Raw genomic sequence first — 16,253 nt, 5'->3', positions numbered from 1 at the left:
AATTTATGGTTATTCCTAAAGGCTTCAATGCTTGTTCATAATGGCCTTTCTTTTGCTCAATTGTTTTTCAAGATCCTTGATGGTGTTTGCCGCGGCCTTTTCAAAATCATCCTCATCGGACCGCGCAAATAACCTAGGTCCCGGAGCGCTGAGCTCCATCTCACATATTTTTCCTTTACCCGTTGGGTCGTTTTCCTGCTTAAAATACACTTGAGCCCTAATGATCCATTCATATTTGTTAGCAAGTCGATTTAATTTAATGGTTATTAATTCATTCATGGCTTCACTTGTAGGCATTTGAACGTATTGAATGTCAATTGTCATAATTAATGCGGTTTTTAAGGTTTACATAAAGCTATATCCTTTACTAAAATAAAACCATGACAAATATCATTACCCGAAATAAAATGTAATGTGAGTCCGAATCACATTGAAAATTAAAGGTATTTAGCACTGACTGATATTGATCATTCGTAAAGGCATCGCACTTTACTAATTTAACTCGATATTTGAAATTAAATTGTATTTAAATCAATGAAGGCTTTGCGTATTGTACTTTTTCTTATCCATGGATGCATCCACTTTATGGGTTTTGCAAAGGCCTTTTACCCTTCTTTCAATATCAGCGGCATACAAGATGTTTCAAGACCCCTAGGGTTGGCTTGGTTGGTAGCTGGTCTACTTTGTATCACCACCGCATTAGTACTGCTTTTAAAACGGGAATGGTGGCCTGTACTAGGTATTTTGACAGTCATCTTGTCCCAAATATTGATTGTTATCTATTGGGAGGACGCAAAGTATGCCACTTTTATGAATAGCATTCTTCTCATGATCTCAATTTCGGGCTATGGTAATTATAGTTTCGATCAAATGATTCAAAAGGAATCGCAGAACATGCTTGGGGCAATAGATTTGAATTCTGCCGTACTTCAAACCAAAGATGATGTTGGCCATTTACCAACTATTGTCCAAAAATGGTTGACCGCTTCTGGGGCACTACAGACAGAAAAAACGGTATCTGTTCGACTAAGACAAAAAGGGGAAATGAAAACGAGCCCTACTGGAAGATGGATGCCCTTTACGGCCCAGCAGTATTTCAATTGCGATGATCCCGCTTTTATATGGGTCACAAAAGTTAATGCCCTACCCCTTGTGCATTTGAATGGACGTGACAAACTTACCAACGCCCAAGGGGAAATGTTGATCAAATTATTCAGTCTGTTTCCCGTAGTACATGAAGGTCGGAATGAAAAGATAAATGCGGCGAGCATGCAGCGCTATTTAGCGGAACTATGCTGGTTTCCTTCTGCTGCCTCAAATGACTACATGGTTTGGGAATCGATTGATGAAACTTCTGCAAAAGCCATTCTTACCCTTAACAATAAACGTGTTTCCGGCATCTTTTCCTTTACATCGAAAGGGGAATTCCATTCCTTTGAAACCAAACGTTTTTATGGTAGTGATAAAGATGCGAAACTGGAAACTTGGTATATTGAGGCAGTAGATCACAAAGTCTTCAATGGTGTAAAAATCCCATCTAAATGCAAGGTATTCTGGAAATTGGAAGAAAGCGATTTCAATTGGTTAAAACTTGAAATCACTTCATTGGAATATAATAAACCGTATCCCTACAAATAGGCAAGTCTTTAGAAAAGCCTTACATGCGCAGTGCATATTTAAGCTACCATTTTTCTACTTTATAGTTCCTATTCCAAATTGAAATTGCCTAATTATGCCAAATACCTACCCCCTATTCTTCAAATAATCCATTGGCCAACGCCGGGATCTTAAAAATATCCATTTCCGGAGTAGTTCGTTCTTCTTTAAATATCCTTGCGGCGTTCTTCAATATGTCCGGGTATTCATTGGCAACGTTGGTCGTTTCCATAGGATCTGATCGCAAATTGTACAATTCGAGGGTGGCTTCTTCTTTATTGTCCTTTAGGTGTTGCCGAACCACTTTCCAATCGCCCATACGAATGGCAACTTGGCCCCCGTAACTTGGAAATTCCCATAACAAAAATTCGTGTTCTTTTTGATTTTCTTTGGATAGTAAAGTGGGTAATATACTTACGCCATCAGATTCTTGGCGTAGTTCATACCCTGTGATATCGGAAAACGTCGCTAGCATGTCATATTGAGCTGAGATAAGGTCACTTTTACTTCCCGGTTCGATTTTTCCTGGCCATGATGCGATCATTGGAACCCGAATACCTCCCTCATACAAATATCCCTTACCCCTGCCATAATTCCCATCGAAAGGTTTGGCACTTTTAAAAAACCCTGGGTCCGCACCACCGGCATAGGATGGGCCATTATCGGAAGTAAACACGATCAACGTATTATCATAAATCCCCTCATCTTTAAGCTGTTGTACCAGTTTGCCGATATTCTCATCCAAATAGGAGACCATGGCAGCATAGGCCGCCCTCGGATTTTGATGCGGAAAATAGCCCATTTCCCCCAGATATGGTTTTTCAGCACCAAATTTCTGTTTGTAATAGTCCAACCATTTTTGGGGAGCTTGCAAGGCCACATGCGGTATTGGGGAGGCCCAATAGAGAAAGAACGGTTTGTCCTTATTGCGGTCCACAAAATCAGTGAGTTCCCCGAACATCAAATCCGGGGCATACTCATTCAAAGTAAAGGGCACATAGTTCTTTGGGTCATTGGGGTCTGCCCCTTTTGGCAATTTGGTGTTGGGAGCTATGGTGTCATTCGCCAATGGCACCCTATTTTTGTTTTTGTACAAGAAAAGTGGAAAATAGGTATGTGCTTGACGCTGACAATTATAACCATAGAAAAAGTCGAAGCCCATCGAATTGGGTATTGATTGCGTATGCGGGGCCCCAAGTCCCCATTTACCTACCATTCCGGTTGTATACCCTACGTCCTGCAATCTTTTCGCCATGGTAATGGTAGTATTAGGCATTGGGCCTTGACCCTCTAAGGTTGAGTCCATAGCCATAGCACGATAGTTCCAAACATCCCCCCGTTCCTTCCATTCCGAATTACTGCGAATATATGCATGCCCGGCATGTTTACCCGTCAATAACATATATCGGGCCGGGGCACAAACGGGAGCACTGGAATAGTGTTGGGTAAAAAGCATGCCGTTTTGGGCCAAGGCATCGATATTGGGGGTTTCAATTTTTTCCTGTCCGTATACGCCAACGTCACCATACCCCAAATCATCGGCCAATATGTATATGATATTGGGTTTTTCGTTTTCTATGGTTTTAAGGGGTTCCGGTGTTTTATCCTGACAGGAAAAAAGAATTGTCCCCACCAATAGCAGGGACAATCGCATATACTTGAAATTCATAAATTGCTATTTTACCTTACATTACAACGGTTTTCCCTGGCATGGGAATATTATACCAACCATCAGCATTGGGCTGTACAGGTGCTGGTGAATCCCAGGTCAATCCGTCAGGGACCAATTTTAATTCCGATTTCATGGCCTCATCCCAGGTGATAATCTGTCCGGAATAGGTTGCCATACGACCGATAATGGCGCTCATGGTACTATGTGCCCCTTGCTCGCCATCACTGATGACACCTCCATTCCTAATTGAAGCGAACAACCTATCATGTTCAACTTGATACGGATTTGGGTCATCCTTGCCCCTATGTTCAAAGAGCGAATTGCCCTCCCAATCTTTCATTTCCACATTATCCCCTGCTGTGGAAACGGTACCTTTGGTTCCTTGGAAAAATTCCGATACACGTCGCATGGTGTCTGGTTGGTGTCTGCACTGACTTGCAACTACTGCCCCACTTGGGTAGGTGTATTCCACAAAATGGTGATCGTAAATCTCTCCATGATCTTTACCTGTCCTTACCTGTCTGCCGCCCATACCTTGGGCTGAGATAGGGGTTTCACCAATAAACCAATTGGCTACGTCGATATTATGAATATGCTGTTCTAGAATATGATCTCCGCACAACCAATTAAAATAATACCAATTACGCATCTGATATTCCAATTCGGATTGTCCCGGTTGTCGTTCACGTACCCAAACCCCAGCACTGTTCCAGTACACCTGTCCTGATACGATTTTTCCGATTTTATTCTGTTTCAATTGATCCAAGGCGGCCAAATAGCTCGACTGGTAATGTCTTTGAAGACCCACCACGACGTTTAGTTTATTCTCTTTCGCTTTCTTGGCTGCGGCCAACACCTTACGAACACCAGGCATATCGGTAGCTACCGGTTTTTCCATAAATACATGTTTGCCTGCATTGATGGCATATTCAAAATGCTCCGGTCTAAAACCAGGAGGTGTGGCTAGGATAACCACATCGGCCATGTCAATAGCTTTCTTTGCAGCATCGAATCCTACAAATTGATGCTCAGTCTTGACATTTATCTTTTTGGTCTCACCCATTTCCTTTGAAATGTTCATAAGACTATCCTTCAATCGATCTTCAAAGGCATCGGCCATAGCGACCAACTCTATATTCTCGTCCGCTCTCAATGCCTGTACGGCTGCCCCAGTTCCACGTCCACCACAGCCTACCACTGCGATTTTCAATTTCTTTTCATTAAAAACATTCACCATGGCATCCATTTGAAAGGTTGGTAAAACCATAGCTCCAGAAAGTAGGGCCGTATTTTTAACAAAAGTCCTTCTTGAATTATTAGCGGCTATTGTCTTGTTTTTTTGGTCACTAGTTTGTTTCATAATATTGATTTATTTAAACGGTCGGAAATGAATTTAAAAGCATCGTTGAATTTAATCATAAAAAGCTTTAAAATGAACATATTGGGTTGTTTTTTTACTTCCTATCCTTCGATATATCAAAGGAATCCAGACTTCTTTTTTTATAGGTAAATGGCACTTTCAATTGATAGAGGATATCATTTGATTTTTCCTTATCCAATACATCCAAACCATAGACGATCGCTCTCGGATCTTGATAAACGAATGTTCCGAAAGCCCTGTCCCAGAGCGAGAAGATATTCCCATAATTGGTGTCTGTCCATGGCATTTCGAAATGATGATGGAACTTATGGGTATTGGGTGAAATAAAAACAAGGCTGATCGCCTTATCCAACCAAATTGGCAGACGTATGTTGGCATGGGAAAAATAGGTGAAAAGTATGGTCAAAATTCGATACAGAACATAATAGGCCAAGGGCAATCCGGCGATAAGTATCGCTAGAAGCGCAAAAGTCTCCCTCATGATAAAGTCTATGGGATGGTGTCTTGTGCCCGACGTTACATCGACATGGGTATCACTATGGTGCACCATATGAAATCGCCACATAAACCTCACTTTATGCAGCATAAAATGTACTACATATTGTGCCAAGAAATCCAAAAGCATTATGGCCAATAGCAATTCGACCCAAACGGGTAGTTCGACCATATTCAATAATCCGAAGTCACTTTCCTCAAGCCAGACGAATATCCCAACGGTAGCTAGACCAAATAGAACATTGATAAAGATGGTAGAAGCCAATAATATTAAATTGGGGGCCGCATGTTCCCATTTTTTGTAATCGAACCTTTGAAATGGATAGGCCCCTTCGAGCAACCAGAATAGGGTCATCATACTTACGATCCATATCAGTTTTTGAAGACTGGTCAAGTGAGCGAAAAAATCTATGAATGCATCCATACAAGCCGCGAAATTTTTATAGCTATTGGTTTTCTGCTTGAATATACTTCAAAAATTTGAATCTGTTTTGATGTGATTTACCAAAAACCAAGGTCTGCGTCTGTTTAGCACCAAATAAAAAAGGGGTCATCTTGTTTTAGACAACCCCTTTTAAAATCAGTGCTTTTTTACTACCGCTTTAAAAAGTTCAGAACTTCCTGATATACTTTTTCGCCGGTAAATCCGAATTTATCATCCAAAACCTTTGCCGGGGCGGAATACCCAAAATGATCCAGTCCGAATACAGTGCCTTTGGGCCCTACCAAGGCCTCAAGATTTATCGGCAAACCGGCTGTTAAGCCAAAAACAGGTTTGTCCTTGGGAATTATACTGATCTGGTACCCTTTTGACTGCTGTCTGAAAATGCCCTCAGAAGGAATGGAGGCAATATTGATTTTCAACCCTTTTCTTTCTTCCAATAATGCCGCTGCCTCGACCAATGTTGAAACTTCGGAACCATTGGCGACCAATATTACATCGGGGTTTGCAGTTTCCTTCACCAAATACCCTCCTTTTTCAGCTTGTAAAGCCTCTTCATATCTAGAGCCTGATTGGGCAGGGACATCCTTTATCCCTTGTCGGGAAAGTATCAGACCTGTTGGCGTTTTGGTGTTTTCCATTGCCATTTTCCATGCCACGCTGGTTTCTTGGGAATCAGCGGGGCGCAAAGCCACAAAACTTGGATTTCCACTATGGTTTTTCAATTTTTCAAGGAGACGTATTTGGGCCTCCTGCTCAACGGGTTGGTGTGTAGGGCCATCTTCCCCTACCCTGAAGGCATCATGGGTCCAAACGAACTTCACAGGCAGTTCTTGGATACAACTTAACCTTATCGCGGGTTTCATATAATCCGAGAACACGAAGAAAGTAGCAACAACGGGAATTATACCACCATGTAAGGCAATTCCGTTAGCCAAGGATGCCATGGTCAATTCCGCTACCCCAGCCTGTAAAAATGCCCCCGAGAAATCCCCTTTTTGCAAGGCATGGGATTTCTTAAGAAAACCATCCGTTTTATCGCTATTCGATAAATCTGCAGAGGATACGATCATATTCTCAACATGTTCTGCCAAATAGGCCAACACATTCGATGAGGCCACCCGAGAGGCCAAGCCATCTTTGTGCGTAACGGATTCAAAATCCAACGCTGGCAATTTACCGGAAAGGAAATGATCTAATTTAGTGGCCAAAGCCTTATTATCTTTACGCCAAGCCTTTATTTCGTCCTTTTTGATTTGGGCATCGGCTTTCTTTTTAACAACTATACCATTATAGAAGTCCTTGACCTCTGTTCGTATTTCAAAAGGATTGCTTGGATCGACACCAAGATTCAATAGTGTTTTTTCATAATCTGCTCCGGTATGTCCAATAGGTTGCCCATGCAGTTCACAATGGCCCTCATACTTACTTCCATCCGCAGTAACGCATCCTTTGCCCATGATGGTTTTACCAATGATCAAGGTCGGCCTTTCTGTCTCGGCATTCGCTTCGGTAAGTGCCTTTCTGATCGCATTATGATCATGCCCATCAATGGTGATTACCTTCCATCCCCAAGCCTTGTATTTCATTGCCGTATCCTCCGAGGTCACGGTTTCGGTCATGGTGGACAATTGAACGTCATTGGAGTCATAGAACATAATAAAATTGTTCAAGCCTAAATGTCCTGCAATTCGCCCGGCACCTTGGGAGATTTCTTCTTGCACCCCGCCATCAGAAATGAATCCGTAAATCTTATGGTTCATCCAATCCCCAAAACGGGCCTGAAGGAATTTAGCAGCTATGGCAGCACCAATACCCATGGTATGACCCTGCCCCAAGGGACCGGATGTGTTTTCGATACCTCGTGCAACATCGACTTCCGGGTGGCCCGGTGTGATGGAGCCCCATTGTCTGAAATTCGCCACATCCTCCTTCTTATAATTACCAAAAAGATAATATTGCGCATACATCAAAGTGGACAAATGACCGGCATCCATAAAAAACCGATCCCTAAAGGGCCACGCCATATCAGTTGGATCGAAATTGAAAAATTCCGAATATAAAATATGCATAAAATCGGCACCCCCCATTGGACCTCCAGGATGTCCTGAATTTGCCTTTTCTACCATTGCTACGGCCAAAGCCCTAATATTATCAGCTGATTGCAGATTGATCTCTTTGTTCATTTAACGCTTTTTCTAAGAATTACTACTTATTTATTCGATGATGTCCATCATCAAAATGTAACACAAATCTAGCTTTTTTTATCCTTTTAGGCGGACATCTGCCTTAAAAACTATCGACAACCATATACATCTTAAGACCCACTTTTGCCAAATAACCCAGATTCCCTTATTTCATGGTATTCTACCTTTTAAACCCTTGTTTATCAATTTTATACAACGTTTTCGTAGTTTTAAGGAATACCAACCGCTATCGCATAAAATAAGAATAAATTTTGGGGTTATCCACAAGACAAAACTAGCAAGAACCCCGCTTACCACATCAGCAGGATAGAGCATTCCGCTAAAGGACCAACAAATGATTTATGAACCCTTTATCTAATAATAATCAATGTAACGACCTATTTTCTAATGATATTTCGATACTCCACTTAGAATATTATTATATTCGATGAAAATGCGTTAAAAAATTAGGTTCTTTTTAGCATTGAACGCATAGACAGCCAACATTATCCATGGGGAAAAACAAAAATCATACAAAGCCAAATACAAATAGACTGTTTTATGGTAGTTGTCTTGCTTTAATTACCACAGCATTCTCCTTTAGCCTGCGGGCAGGTGTGCTGCCAGAACTTGGGGAGGCTTTCGATTTAACGGCCAAACAACTAGGTGAAATAAATTCGATGTGGTTTTTCGGATTTCCCATTGCCATGATCATCGGCGGTCTGACCTATCATACCATTGGTCCAAAAAAAATTATGCAATTTGCCTTCTTCTCGCATGCACTAGGGATAGTTTTGACCATATATTCAGGTGGATATTGGGGCCTGATGTTCTCAACCTTACTTATTGGATTGGGAAATGGTTGCACCGAGGCTGCATGCAATCCCATGATATCAGATAGTGCCTCGGGCAAAAAAATGAGCACTTTATTGAACAGATTCCATATGTGGTTTCCCGGGGGGATTGTGTTGGGCAGTTTATTAAGTTACTTTATGACCAAAATGGATTTGGGTTGGCAGGCCCAGATATGGATCATATTGGCACCCACATTACTTTATGCGTATCTCTTTTACGGACAAGTGTTTCCAAAGCCACAGATTAAGGAGGCTAAAACCTTAAGAGGTAATTTAAAAGGAATGGCGACTCCCCTTTTTGTTTTTATAGCTTTTTGTATGGCCCTGACAGCCACAACGGAATTTGTTCCCATGCAATGGGTACGCTTGGTGCTGGATAAAAGTGGTGCGGATGGTATGGTTATTATGGCCTTGATTTCGGGCATCATGGCCTTCGGTCGTTATTTTGGTGGTGAATTCGTACATAAATTCGATCAAACAGGGGTCTTGCTCGGCTCGGCTATTTTTGCGACTATTGGCATGTTCTTATTGAGTACGCAAACCGGTGGACTTGTCTATGTAGCCGCTGTTATCTTTGCGATTGGGCTGTGCTATTTTTGGCCTAATATGATTGGTTTTGTGGCAGAAAAAATACCTAAAAGTGGGGCATTGGGAATGTCAGTCGTTGGGGCCATTGGCATGTTTTTAACCGCTAACATGCAGCCCATTTTTGGTATATGGATCGATGCTGCCCGGGAAAAAGCCATACTTATGGGACTTGCTGGTGACAACTTGGAATTGGCCGTTGGCCAGGAAACCTTAAAAACAATGATTGCCTTTCCTGCACTACTGGTGGTCCTCTTTAGTATTCTTTGGTTTTGGGTCAAAAAGAAAAGGGCAAAAAATATTCCCCATGAAAACGTGTTACCGGCCACGGAATATTGATCACCCAAAAGTATGCCCAGCCTTAAAAGGAATAATTCAAGCCTACCAACGTGCCTCTTGGCAATATGGGCACAACAACGAAACTGGCATCGGGATTGGACTGAATAAACTCAGCGGTAGCATCATTGGCGCTGGCACCAAAATTATTGGGGCCATAGAAATTCGCAAGACCCTCTGAATTGAATAGGTTTGTAACCTTCAAATTCGCCGAGAGTCTTTTATTGATCTTATAACCGAATCCTACATTAAAAATACTGTAGGAAGCCAATTGAAAGGCATTTGCAATATTGCCTTCCCTTTCGCCCATAAATTGCCAGTTAAAGAATCCATCCCATTTATCCTTTTGATACCCAACGCCCGTATTGAACATTAAACGGGGGTTAAAGGCCATGGTATTGCCGGAATAATCAAGCAATGAATCATCACCGGAATCGAATGAACCTGCCGCCTCGTACACCGTCCATTTTGTAGCTTTGGCATCCTGTATGGCACCATTGAAACTAAAGGTCAAAAACGGAACGGGAGAATAGGCACTTTCCCATTCAAATCCGATCGTTCGTGAATCATTGTACTGTACCGGGGCATAAAACACGCTTCCTTGTTCAGCATCAAATTGAAAATCCGAAATCCCAACGTTTTGTAATTGACTCCAGAACATGGTTGCCATGATTGAAAATTTATCATTGTGGTATTTATACCCCAATTCCGCTTGGTAGATTTTCTGGATATCCCCTTTTTTATTTATGGGTACCCCAGAAAAATTATTGAAATAAAAATTCAGTTCGGGGGCTTTGTTGCCTGATGAGAAGCGTGTAAAAATTTGGGCATGATCATTGACCCCATAATTCAGTGCGGTAGAATAGGAGATGTACTTATAGGTGAAATCAAAATCGTCGCGTATTCCGGTTGAGGTTAAGATGCCGTTATCATAATCGGTGGTAAGGTCACCGTCATAGCCTCCCTCCCCAACAAAAGGAGCCGCTTGGTCCTTGCTTCCGTTATGGGTGATGGTTTCGTAGCGCAACCCTAGGTCCAAATGCAACCGTTCGATTAATTTCCACTGGTCATTTGCAAACAATGCCACTTGACCCACGTCTGCCCGGGCATTATCATAAAACAACCCTCCGTAATTACTCAATCCGTTTTCATCTGATAAGGCGATTGTAGGTTGGTCTTGAATTTCAAGTGTCACCTGCAACATCCGAGGATTTGGTTCATAGGTCACATAGCCAAAGCTACCTTGGGTAAAAAGGGATGTTTTGGATAGGCCTAGGCCCATTCCAAAGGTCAAGTCGTGATTATCCGTGATTTTTCGAATGGTCAATTGATTCATCCATTCATCAGATTTGTTCTGTTTAAACCAAGAGGCCGTTCCCATAATCGCATCATTGGGCAATGTTCCCGTTCCTAGGTACTGAAAAGGTGCTCCCATTAGGATACCACTGTTGTCCAAACGGGCCAATTCCGTTCCTAAAAGGGCATCCTTAAAAACCACCTGGCCAATGGGAAACTGGGCTCCAGATATAAAATAGGCCAAGGGATCATTCAGCGAAACAAATGCATTACTGATGGCGGTCTGCCAATTGGCATTTTTGTGGGAATATTTCAGGTTAAATCTTACGGACCAGTCCTCCCCTGCATCTTGAAGAACATGCACTCCAATGGCCTTATCCTGGGCATGTAAGCCTTGCGAAGGATCAAAACGGTTTGTTTCCCCTGTATTCAATCTTCTGCCGTCGGGTACATTTGCTGAAAAAGCAGGCATCAACAGGGCCGTAGTATTAAAATCCTGACCAAAGGCCGCTATGGGTTTGTTCCAATGGGTTGCCGCAACCCCCGTATACCTATTCGTAAAATCATCGAGTAGCTTACCGTAGAATTTTATAAACCCCTTTTTGTGGTTTTTCAACACATTGAATCGTAGTTGGCCTCCTTTGCTGAATGTAAAATCGGTATTTCTGGCCCCTTCATCCTTACGATAATGTCCCCCGGCATTAAAAAACCAATCATGGCCCAACGGACCGCCGATCATGCCATCGATTCTCAATAGGGCATTGTTGTCGCCTTGCAATCCGCCTTGAAGCCGAAGCTCCCCCGTAAGCATAGCACTGGGCTCCTTAGTGATAAAATTATAAATACCCCCGGGAGCATTAAGGGCTGTGATTGCCGCACTGCCTCCACGTATAGCCTCTACCCGCTCTGTAAAGATGTCCATTCGATGGAATAGATCGGGCCCGTAATACGAGTGCTGTACCAGACTAACCGGTAGTCCGTCTTCTTGAAGAGAGACATAATACCATCCCATATCATCCTCTGCAGAGGCCGAAATGCCCCTGGAATACACTTTGGTAAAAACCTCGCCAGCCGAGGGATCGGTAAACGTACCTGGTACAACCTGCAATAGATCTGCTGTTCCCCTAGGAAAAGATTGCATTAATCTATGGGGTTCCAATGTGGTGATGGCCGTACTGGATGTAAGTTTACTTCGGGGTTCAAAGGTGCCGGTTACCACAACAGTTTGTAGGGCCAAGACATCGTCTTTTAAGAGTATATTCAAGAATACATCATCCTCTTTGACCTGTACCTTTTCAATATGGGTCTTACTGCCCAAATAGGAAATACGCAATAGGTATTCCCCGGGGTCCAAATTTATTATTTGAAATCTGCCATCTTTAGCGGATGCTGTTATGTGATTGCCCGGCTGAATACTAATATGCGCCCCTTCATAGGGCTCACCCTGCCCATTCTTTAAATCACCACCAATACTGAATTGACCAAAAATGGGAGAATGTATAAAAATCGAGGCAAACAACAGGCAGGAAAATAAAACCTTGGACATTGAATTAGTTTCTTATAGCGCCAAATTTAGCGCAAAACTTTTTTACCCCATAGGTTACCCACTATTAAATGGCATCAATAAACGAAATTCATAACGATGTTTCATGACAACAACAAAGGCCGTCGAAATTCTTTAGTGATCATCGTTTATTTCGTCTCGGATACTAGTCTTTGAATACCCATACACCTCTTTGACCCTTTCTTCGGTATTTGCAGTGACTAACCAACCAGACCATACCATGAACCATGACCACTTGGGCTGTACCTTCAATATATTCGTTTTTGGCAATTCGCCTATCTCACCAAGGGCAATGGGTTTGCCTTGTGCCATTGTCAATAATTGGTCATAGTCCTTTTGCCCATCATCGAAATGGTAAATCAAAAAACGCTGCGTTTTAAAGGCAGGGAATGATCTCTATTTTCCATTGAAGAAAATCATAACACCGATGACAATAATGATGATTATAATAGAAATGGAAATATCAACCCAACTATAACTGGCCTTGTTTTTTAATTTTTCTTCTGCGGTTATGGTGCCGAACGTTAAGTTTACCACCTTCTCCCTAGATGGTGCCGGAGTCAATAAACTAACAGCAATAATGAAAAGAATACAAAATAAGAAAAACCAAGCTCCAAAACTTAAAAAGTTCATATCTCCCAATTTATAAAGGAAACTATCCGTTTCAAAACTCCCTTTGACCAACTCAAGGGTAATCCTCAAAAATGCCACCACGATACCCATGATCAACGTGGCAAAGGCACCGGTAGCATTGATTCTTTTATAAAATATACCCATTAGAAACACCGCGGTGATGGGGGGTGCGATATAGGCTTGTACACTCTGTAAATATTCATACAGCACCCCTGAGATATTTGCCATGATGGGAATCCAAACAATACCTATAACAACCACGATGACCGTAGCCACTTGTCCCGTACGTACCAACTTTTTCTCGGGCGTATTCGGTCTCAATTTTTTATAGATGTCAACCGTAAAAAGCGTGGAACAGGAATTAAAGACCGAGGCCAAGGAGCTCATTAAAGCAGCCAATAATCCTGCGGCAACCAAACCACGCAATCCCGATGGCAATAGATTACTCATCAATACCGGAAAAGCTTCGTCTGGAGAGTCCCAATGCAATTCTCCCCTCATTTTTAGGGTTAGCGCAATAATACCGGGTATGAGAAATAGAAATACGGGCAATAATTTCAACATTGCCCCGAAAATGGTTCCTCGGCGTCCTTCTTTTATATTTTTGGCCGTCAAAGCCCGTTGAACAATGTATTGGTCCGTACACCAATACCAGATTCCCACTATCGTACTGGTAATCAAGAGGGAAGGCCATGGAAAATCAGGGTCAGTGGCAGGGCGCCACATATTGAAATATTCAGGACTTAAGGTTTCGGTCATGCTTTCCCATCCACCAACTCTGTCGAGCCCAATGGCGGTCAAAACCCCTGCGCCCACAATCAATAGAACCGCTTGCAAGGTTTCGGTATATACCACCGCGCGCATGCCTCCCAAAACAGTGTAAATTCCCGTGAGAATAACCGTAGCTATGGCACCGGTCCAAAAATCAATTCCCAAAAGCGCGGAAACCACGACCCCACCGGCATAAATGGTTACCGAAATCTTCGTTAACACATAGGCCGCTATCGAAAAAATGGAAAGTACCCATCGGGATCTTGCGTCAAATCGTTTTTCCAAGAACTCGGGCATGGTAAAAACCCCGCTCCGGGCATAAAAAGGCAAAAACACCCATCCTAGGATAAGTACGACCCATGCCTGAATTTCATAAATCAACAATGGTAATTTATCGCTAGCTCCTGTTCCTGCAAGTCCTACCACATGTTCCGAACCAATATTGGAAGCGAAAATAGAGGCTCCTACAACAAACCACCCAATATTTCTACCGGCTAAAAAATAATCTTCGGTATTCTCTTTTTTCTTACGTATAACCCACACAGCTATACCTAAAAGGACTAAAAAGTAGATGACAATACTGATCCAGTCGTATGTATCCAAGGTTTTCATAATATCGGTTTAGTTGGTTGTTAAATTCTTTTTTATGAGGTTGTAATTTTAAATCATTCTCAATGCTTCCTTCATCGCTTTTACTATGTCCTATAAACCCTTGCGCTTGATTATGTAGATGATCTACATTCGGTTAATTGGATGAACCATGCACCTAAAACCCATCCCAAACCCTACTTTTTCTTGTAATAATAGCATCATTCCCCGAAAAACCATCCAAGAATCCAAAATCGATCCTAGCTATCATCCATAGGTAATTACTTCAATAAAACACCATATTGCGACACTTGCCCATCATTGGTCCATCCCTTTGTAAATATATTAAACTCTTTCACTTCAATGACTTCAAATTTCATGAGATGGGCCTTGGTGCGTTTTGGACTTTTTATGGTTTTGGGTACCTAATGATTACTGCGTATCACTCCCATTTTTTAGGATCCATTAACACACAGATACAGCTCCGGTTTAAACGATGTCCAAATTCATCTTTTCATAAATGTATTTATTACACTTACAAATATAGGTAATATTCCATCGGATTGAAAAGCATCAACCGGACAATCTTTTCGTAGGAAACATTGGATAAAGTTCCGACCTACATTACAACGGATGTTTAATGGATTGTTCCATAGTGATAGGAGGCCCCAGCCGCTTGTATACACCACCCTATTGGGTAATTATATACAATTCCCTATAAACCATAGCCATAAATTACAGCAAAATCAGTCATTTTGATGTTTTCAGACGAGTACATCATTGCATCTAAAATGAGGGTCACAATACCATGGGAGCTTTAACACAGTAATTATCTAGAAAGAATACCTAACGCCCAGGTTCAACCCTACACCACTCGCATTCACGAATTGGGTTGGGATTTTCCGAACTTCGTTTTCATCTGATGCGGTCGTTAGGCTTTGGGTATAGCTATCGCTAAATTCGAACTCCTTTTCATATCGGGGCAAATCTTCCAATTGTTGCCCGGGAACAAGTGCTGACTGCCCATCGGTCACAGCTAAGGTGCTATATTTTTTTATACTTGCGGATTTACTTTTAATCGTGAAACTTTTGAATTCCATTTCCCCAAAAAGACTAAGTTTATCATTGATCGGATAGGTGGCACCAAATGCCCCGGTATAACCGACACTAAACCTCGATTTGACTTCGGACTCCGCATTTACGACAATGTCGGTACCTTCTCCCCCACCATCGATCTGTCGTACATTGGTCTCTATGGTAAGATCTCCACCCACAGTGAGTAAAAGACCGGCCCGTATGTATGGATTGACTTTCGCAAAATCCGGCGTAACATAAAATCCTGGATTTAAGTCAAAACCCTGAATATAGGTTGTCGCTTTTGAAATAACTTGCGGGGAGGTCAGTTGCCCTACCGTTGTTTCATCGCCCTTGAAATAATTAATCCCCATCTCAGCCCCCAAATAATCATTGAACATATAGCCCCCGGTCACAAAAAATTTATAGCCTGCCCCGACGGTTCCATTCAAGGCTTCAACAGTTGCCGTACCATCATTATTTACTGTTACGGCCGTAGATTGCTCTATACCGGTAATGCCATTGGGGTCCGTATTATTGAATTCAGTGTTCGCAAATTCCCCTGAATAACCGCCCCCGGCACGTACATACCAGTTTTGGGCCGCTACTTGCGAGGTAATTGAAAACAAGACTATAATGGCAAAAAAATCCAAAAGTTTTTTCATAAGAATGTGATTGTTTTGATTTGATTAAAGACAAGGGCTATTCAAGGGTTTTTTA

General features: G+C 42.1%; 11 protein-coding genes. 2 read left to right on the top strand and 9 right to left on the bottom strand.

What is annotated here, in order from left to right; translation table 11 throughout:
* Window positions 1-24: 24 nt before the first annotated feature.
* Window positions 25-324 (bottom strand): HPF/RaiA family ribosome-associated protein, encoded by a 300-nt coding sequence (locus tag WBM98_RS02460; protein ID WP_424364436.1) that lies wholly within the window; start codon window positions 322-324, stop codon window positions 25-27.
* A gap of 210 nt (window positions 325-534) precedes the next feature.
* Between WBM98_RS02460 and WBM98_RS02455 the strand changes: the two genes are divergently transcribed.
* Window positions 535-1,638, top strand: coding sequence for a DUF6920 family protein (locus WBM98_RS02455; protein ID WP_424364435.1), 1,104 nt, complete (start codon window positions 535-537; stop codon window positions 1,636-1,638).
* 112 nt (window positions 1,639-1,750) lie between these two features.
* Here WBM98_RS02455 and WBM98_RS02450 read toward each other — a convergent pair whose 3' ends face one another.
* The 4 genes from WBM98_RS02450 to WBM98_RS02435 all read right to left on the bottom strand — a co-directional run bounded on the left by WBM98_RS02450 (window position 1,751) and on the right by WBM98_RS02435 (window position 7,832).
* Window positions 1,751-3,325 carry an arylsulfatase gene (locus WBM98_RS02450; protein WP_424364434.1) on the bottom strand — a complete coding sequence of 525 codons (1,575 nt, stop codon included), beginning with the start codon at window positions 3,323-3,325 and terminating at the stop codon, window positions 1,751-1,753.
* A gap of 16 nt (window positions 3,326-3,341) precedes the next feature.
* A complete protein-coding gene (locus WBM98_RS02445) occupies window positions 3,342-4,688 on the bottom strand; it encodes a Gfo/Idh/MocA family protein (protein WP_424364433.1) in 1,347 nt (448 codons plus the stop codon).
* Between the two features lie 94 nt (window positions 4,689-4,782).
* The gene (locus tag WBM98_RS02440; RefSeq protein WP_424364432.1) at window positions 4,783-5,628 is read right to left on the bottom strand and encodes a sterol desaturase family protein; all 846 of its coding nucleotides are present in this window, start codon (window positions 5,626-5,628) and stop codon (window positions 4,783-4,785) included.
* 170 nt (window positions 5,629-5,798) lie between these two features.
* Window positions 5,799-7,832, bottom strand: a complete 2,034-nt coding sequence (locus tag WBM98_RS02435) for a transketolase family protein (RefSeq protein WP_424364431.1) — start codon at window positions 7,830-7,832, stop codon at window positions 5,799-5,801.
* Between the two features lie 512 nt (window positions 7,833-8,344).
* Between WBM98_RS02435 and WBM98_RS02430 the strand changes: the two genes are divergently transcribed.
* Complete coding sequence (locus WBM98_RS02430; protein WP_424364430.1) at window positions 8,345-9,610, top strand: MFS transporter; 1,266 nt, start codon at window positions 8,345-8,347, stop codon at window positions 9,608-9,610.
* A gap of 22 nt (window positions 9,611-9,632) precedes the next feature.
* Here WBM98_RS02430 and WBM98_RS02425 read toward each other — a convergent pair whose 3' ends face one another.
* The 4 genes from WBM98_RS02425 to WBM98_RS02410 form a co-directional block, all read right to left on the bottom strand.
* The gene (locus WBM98_RS02425) at window positions 9,633-12,449 is read right to left on the bottom strand and encodes a TonB-dependent receptor (protein WP_424364429.1); all 2,817 of its coding nucleotides are present in this window, start codon (window positions 12,447-12,449) and stop codon (window positions 9,633-9,635) included.
* 132 nt (window positions 12,450-12,581) lie between these two features.
* Window positions 12,582-12,830, bottom strand: coding sequence for a hypothetical protein (locus tag WBM98_RS02420; protein WP_424364428.1), 249 nt, complete (start codon window positions 12,828-12,830; stop codon window positions 12,582-12,584).
* A 33-nt stretch (window positions 12,831-12,863) separates the two neighbouring features.
* Window positions 12,864-14,483 carry a sodium:solute symporter gene (locus tag WBM98_RS02415; protein ID WP_424364427.1) on the bottom strand — a complete coding sequence of 540 codons (1,620 nt, stop codon included), beginning with the start codon at window positions 14,481-14,483 and terminating at the stop codon, window positions 12,864-12,866.
* An 809-nt stretch (window positions 14,484-15,292) separates the two neighbouring features.
* Window positions 15,293-16,198 (bottom strand): outer membrane beta-barrel protein, encoded by a 906-nt coding sequence (locus WBM98_RS02410; RefSeq protein ID WP_424364426.1) that lies wholly within the window; start codon window positions 16,196-16,198, stop codon window positions 15,293-15,295.
* Window positions 16,199-16,253: the final 55 nt, after the last annotated feature.

It is taken from the genome of Maribacter sp. (assembly GCF_049667165.1).
Lineage (GTDB): Bacteria > Bacteroidota > Bacteroidia > Flavobacteriales > Flavobacteriaceae > Maribacter_A.
This window is presented reverse-complemented; position numbering and strand designations above follow the sequence as displayed.

What these genes read in the sequence shown, in the direction of transcription:
- WBM98_RS02460 (WP_424364436.1), bottom strand. Translation starts at nt 324, where the DNA reads ATGACAATTGACATTCAATACGTTCAAATGCCTACAAGTGAAGCCATG.
- WBM98_RS02425 (WP_424364429.1), bottom strand. Translation starts at nt 12,449, where the DNA reads ATGTCCAAGGTTTTATTTTCCTGCCTGTTGTTTGCCTCGATTTTTATA.
- WBM98_RS02430 (WP_424364430.1), top strand. Translation starts at nt 8,345, where the DNA reads ATGGGGAAAAACAAAAATCATACAAAGCCAAATACAAATAGACTGTTT.
- WBM98_RS02455 (WP_424364435.1), top strand. Translation starts at nt 535, where the DNA reads ATGAAGGCTTTGCGTATTGTACTTTTTCTTATCCATGGATGCATCCAC.
- WBM98_RS02415 (WP_424364427.1), bottom strand. Translation starts at nt 14,483, where the DNA reads ATGAAAACCTTGGATACATACGACTGGATCAGTATTGTCATCTACTTT.
- WBM98_RS02410 (WP_424364426.1), bottom strand. Translation starts at nt 16,198, where the DNA reads ATGAAAAAACTTTTGGATTTTTTTGCCATTATAGTCTTGTTTTCAATT.
- WBM98_RS02435 (WP_424364431.1), bottom strand. Translation starts at nt 7,832, where the DNA reads ATGAACAAAGAGATCAATCTGCAATCAGCTGATAATATTAGGGCTTTG.
- WBM98_RS02440 (WP_424364432.1), bottom strand. Translation starts at nt 5,628, where the DNA reads ATGGATGCATTCATAGATTTTTTCGCTCACTTGACCAGTCTTCAAAAA.
- WBM98_RS02450 (WP_424364434.1), bottom strand. Translation starts at nt 3,325, where the DNA reads ATGAATTTCAAGTATATGCGATTGTCCCTGCTATTGGTGGGGACAATT.
- WBM98_RS02445 (WP_424364433.1), bottom strand. Translation starts at nt 4,688, where the DNA reads ATGAAACAAACTAGTGACCAAAAAAACAAGACAATAGCCGCTAATAAT.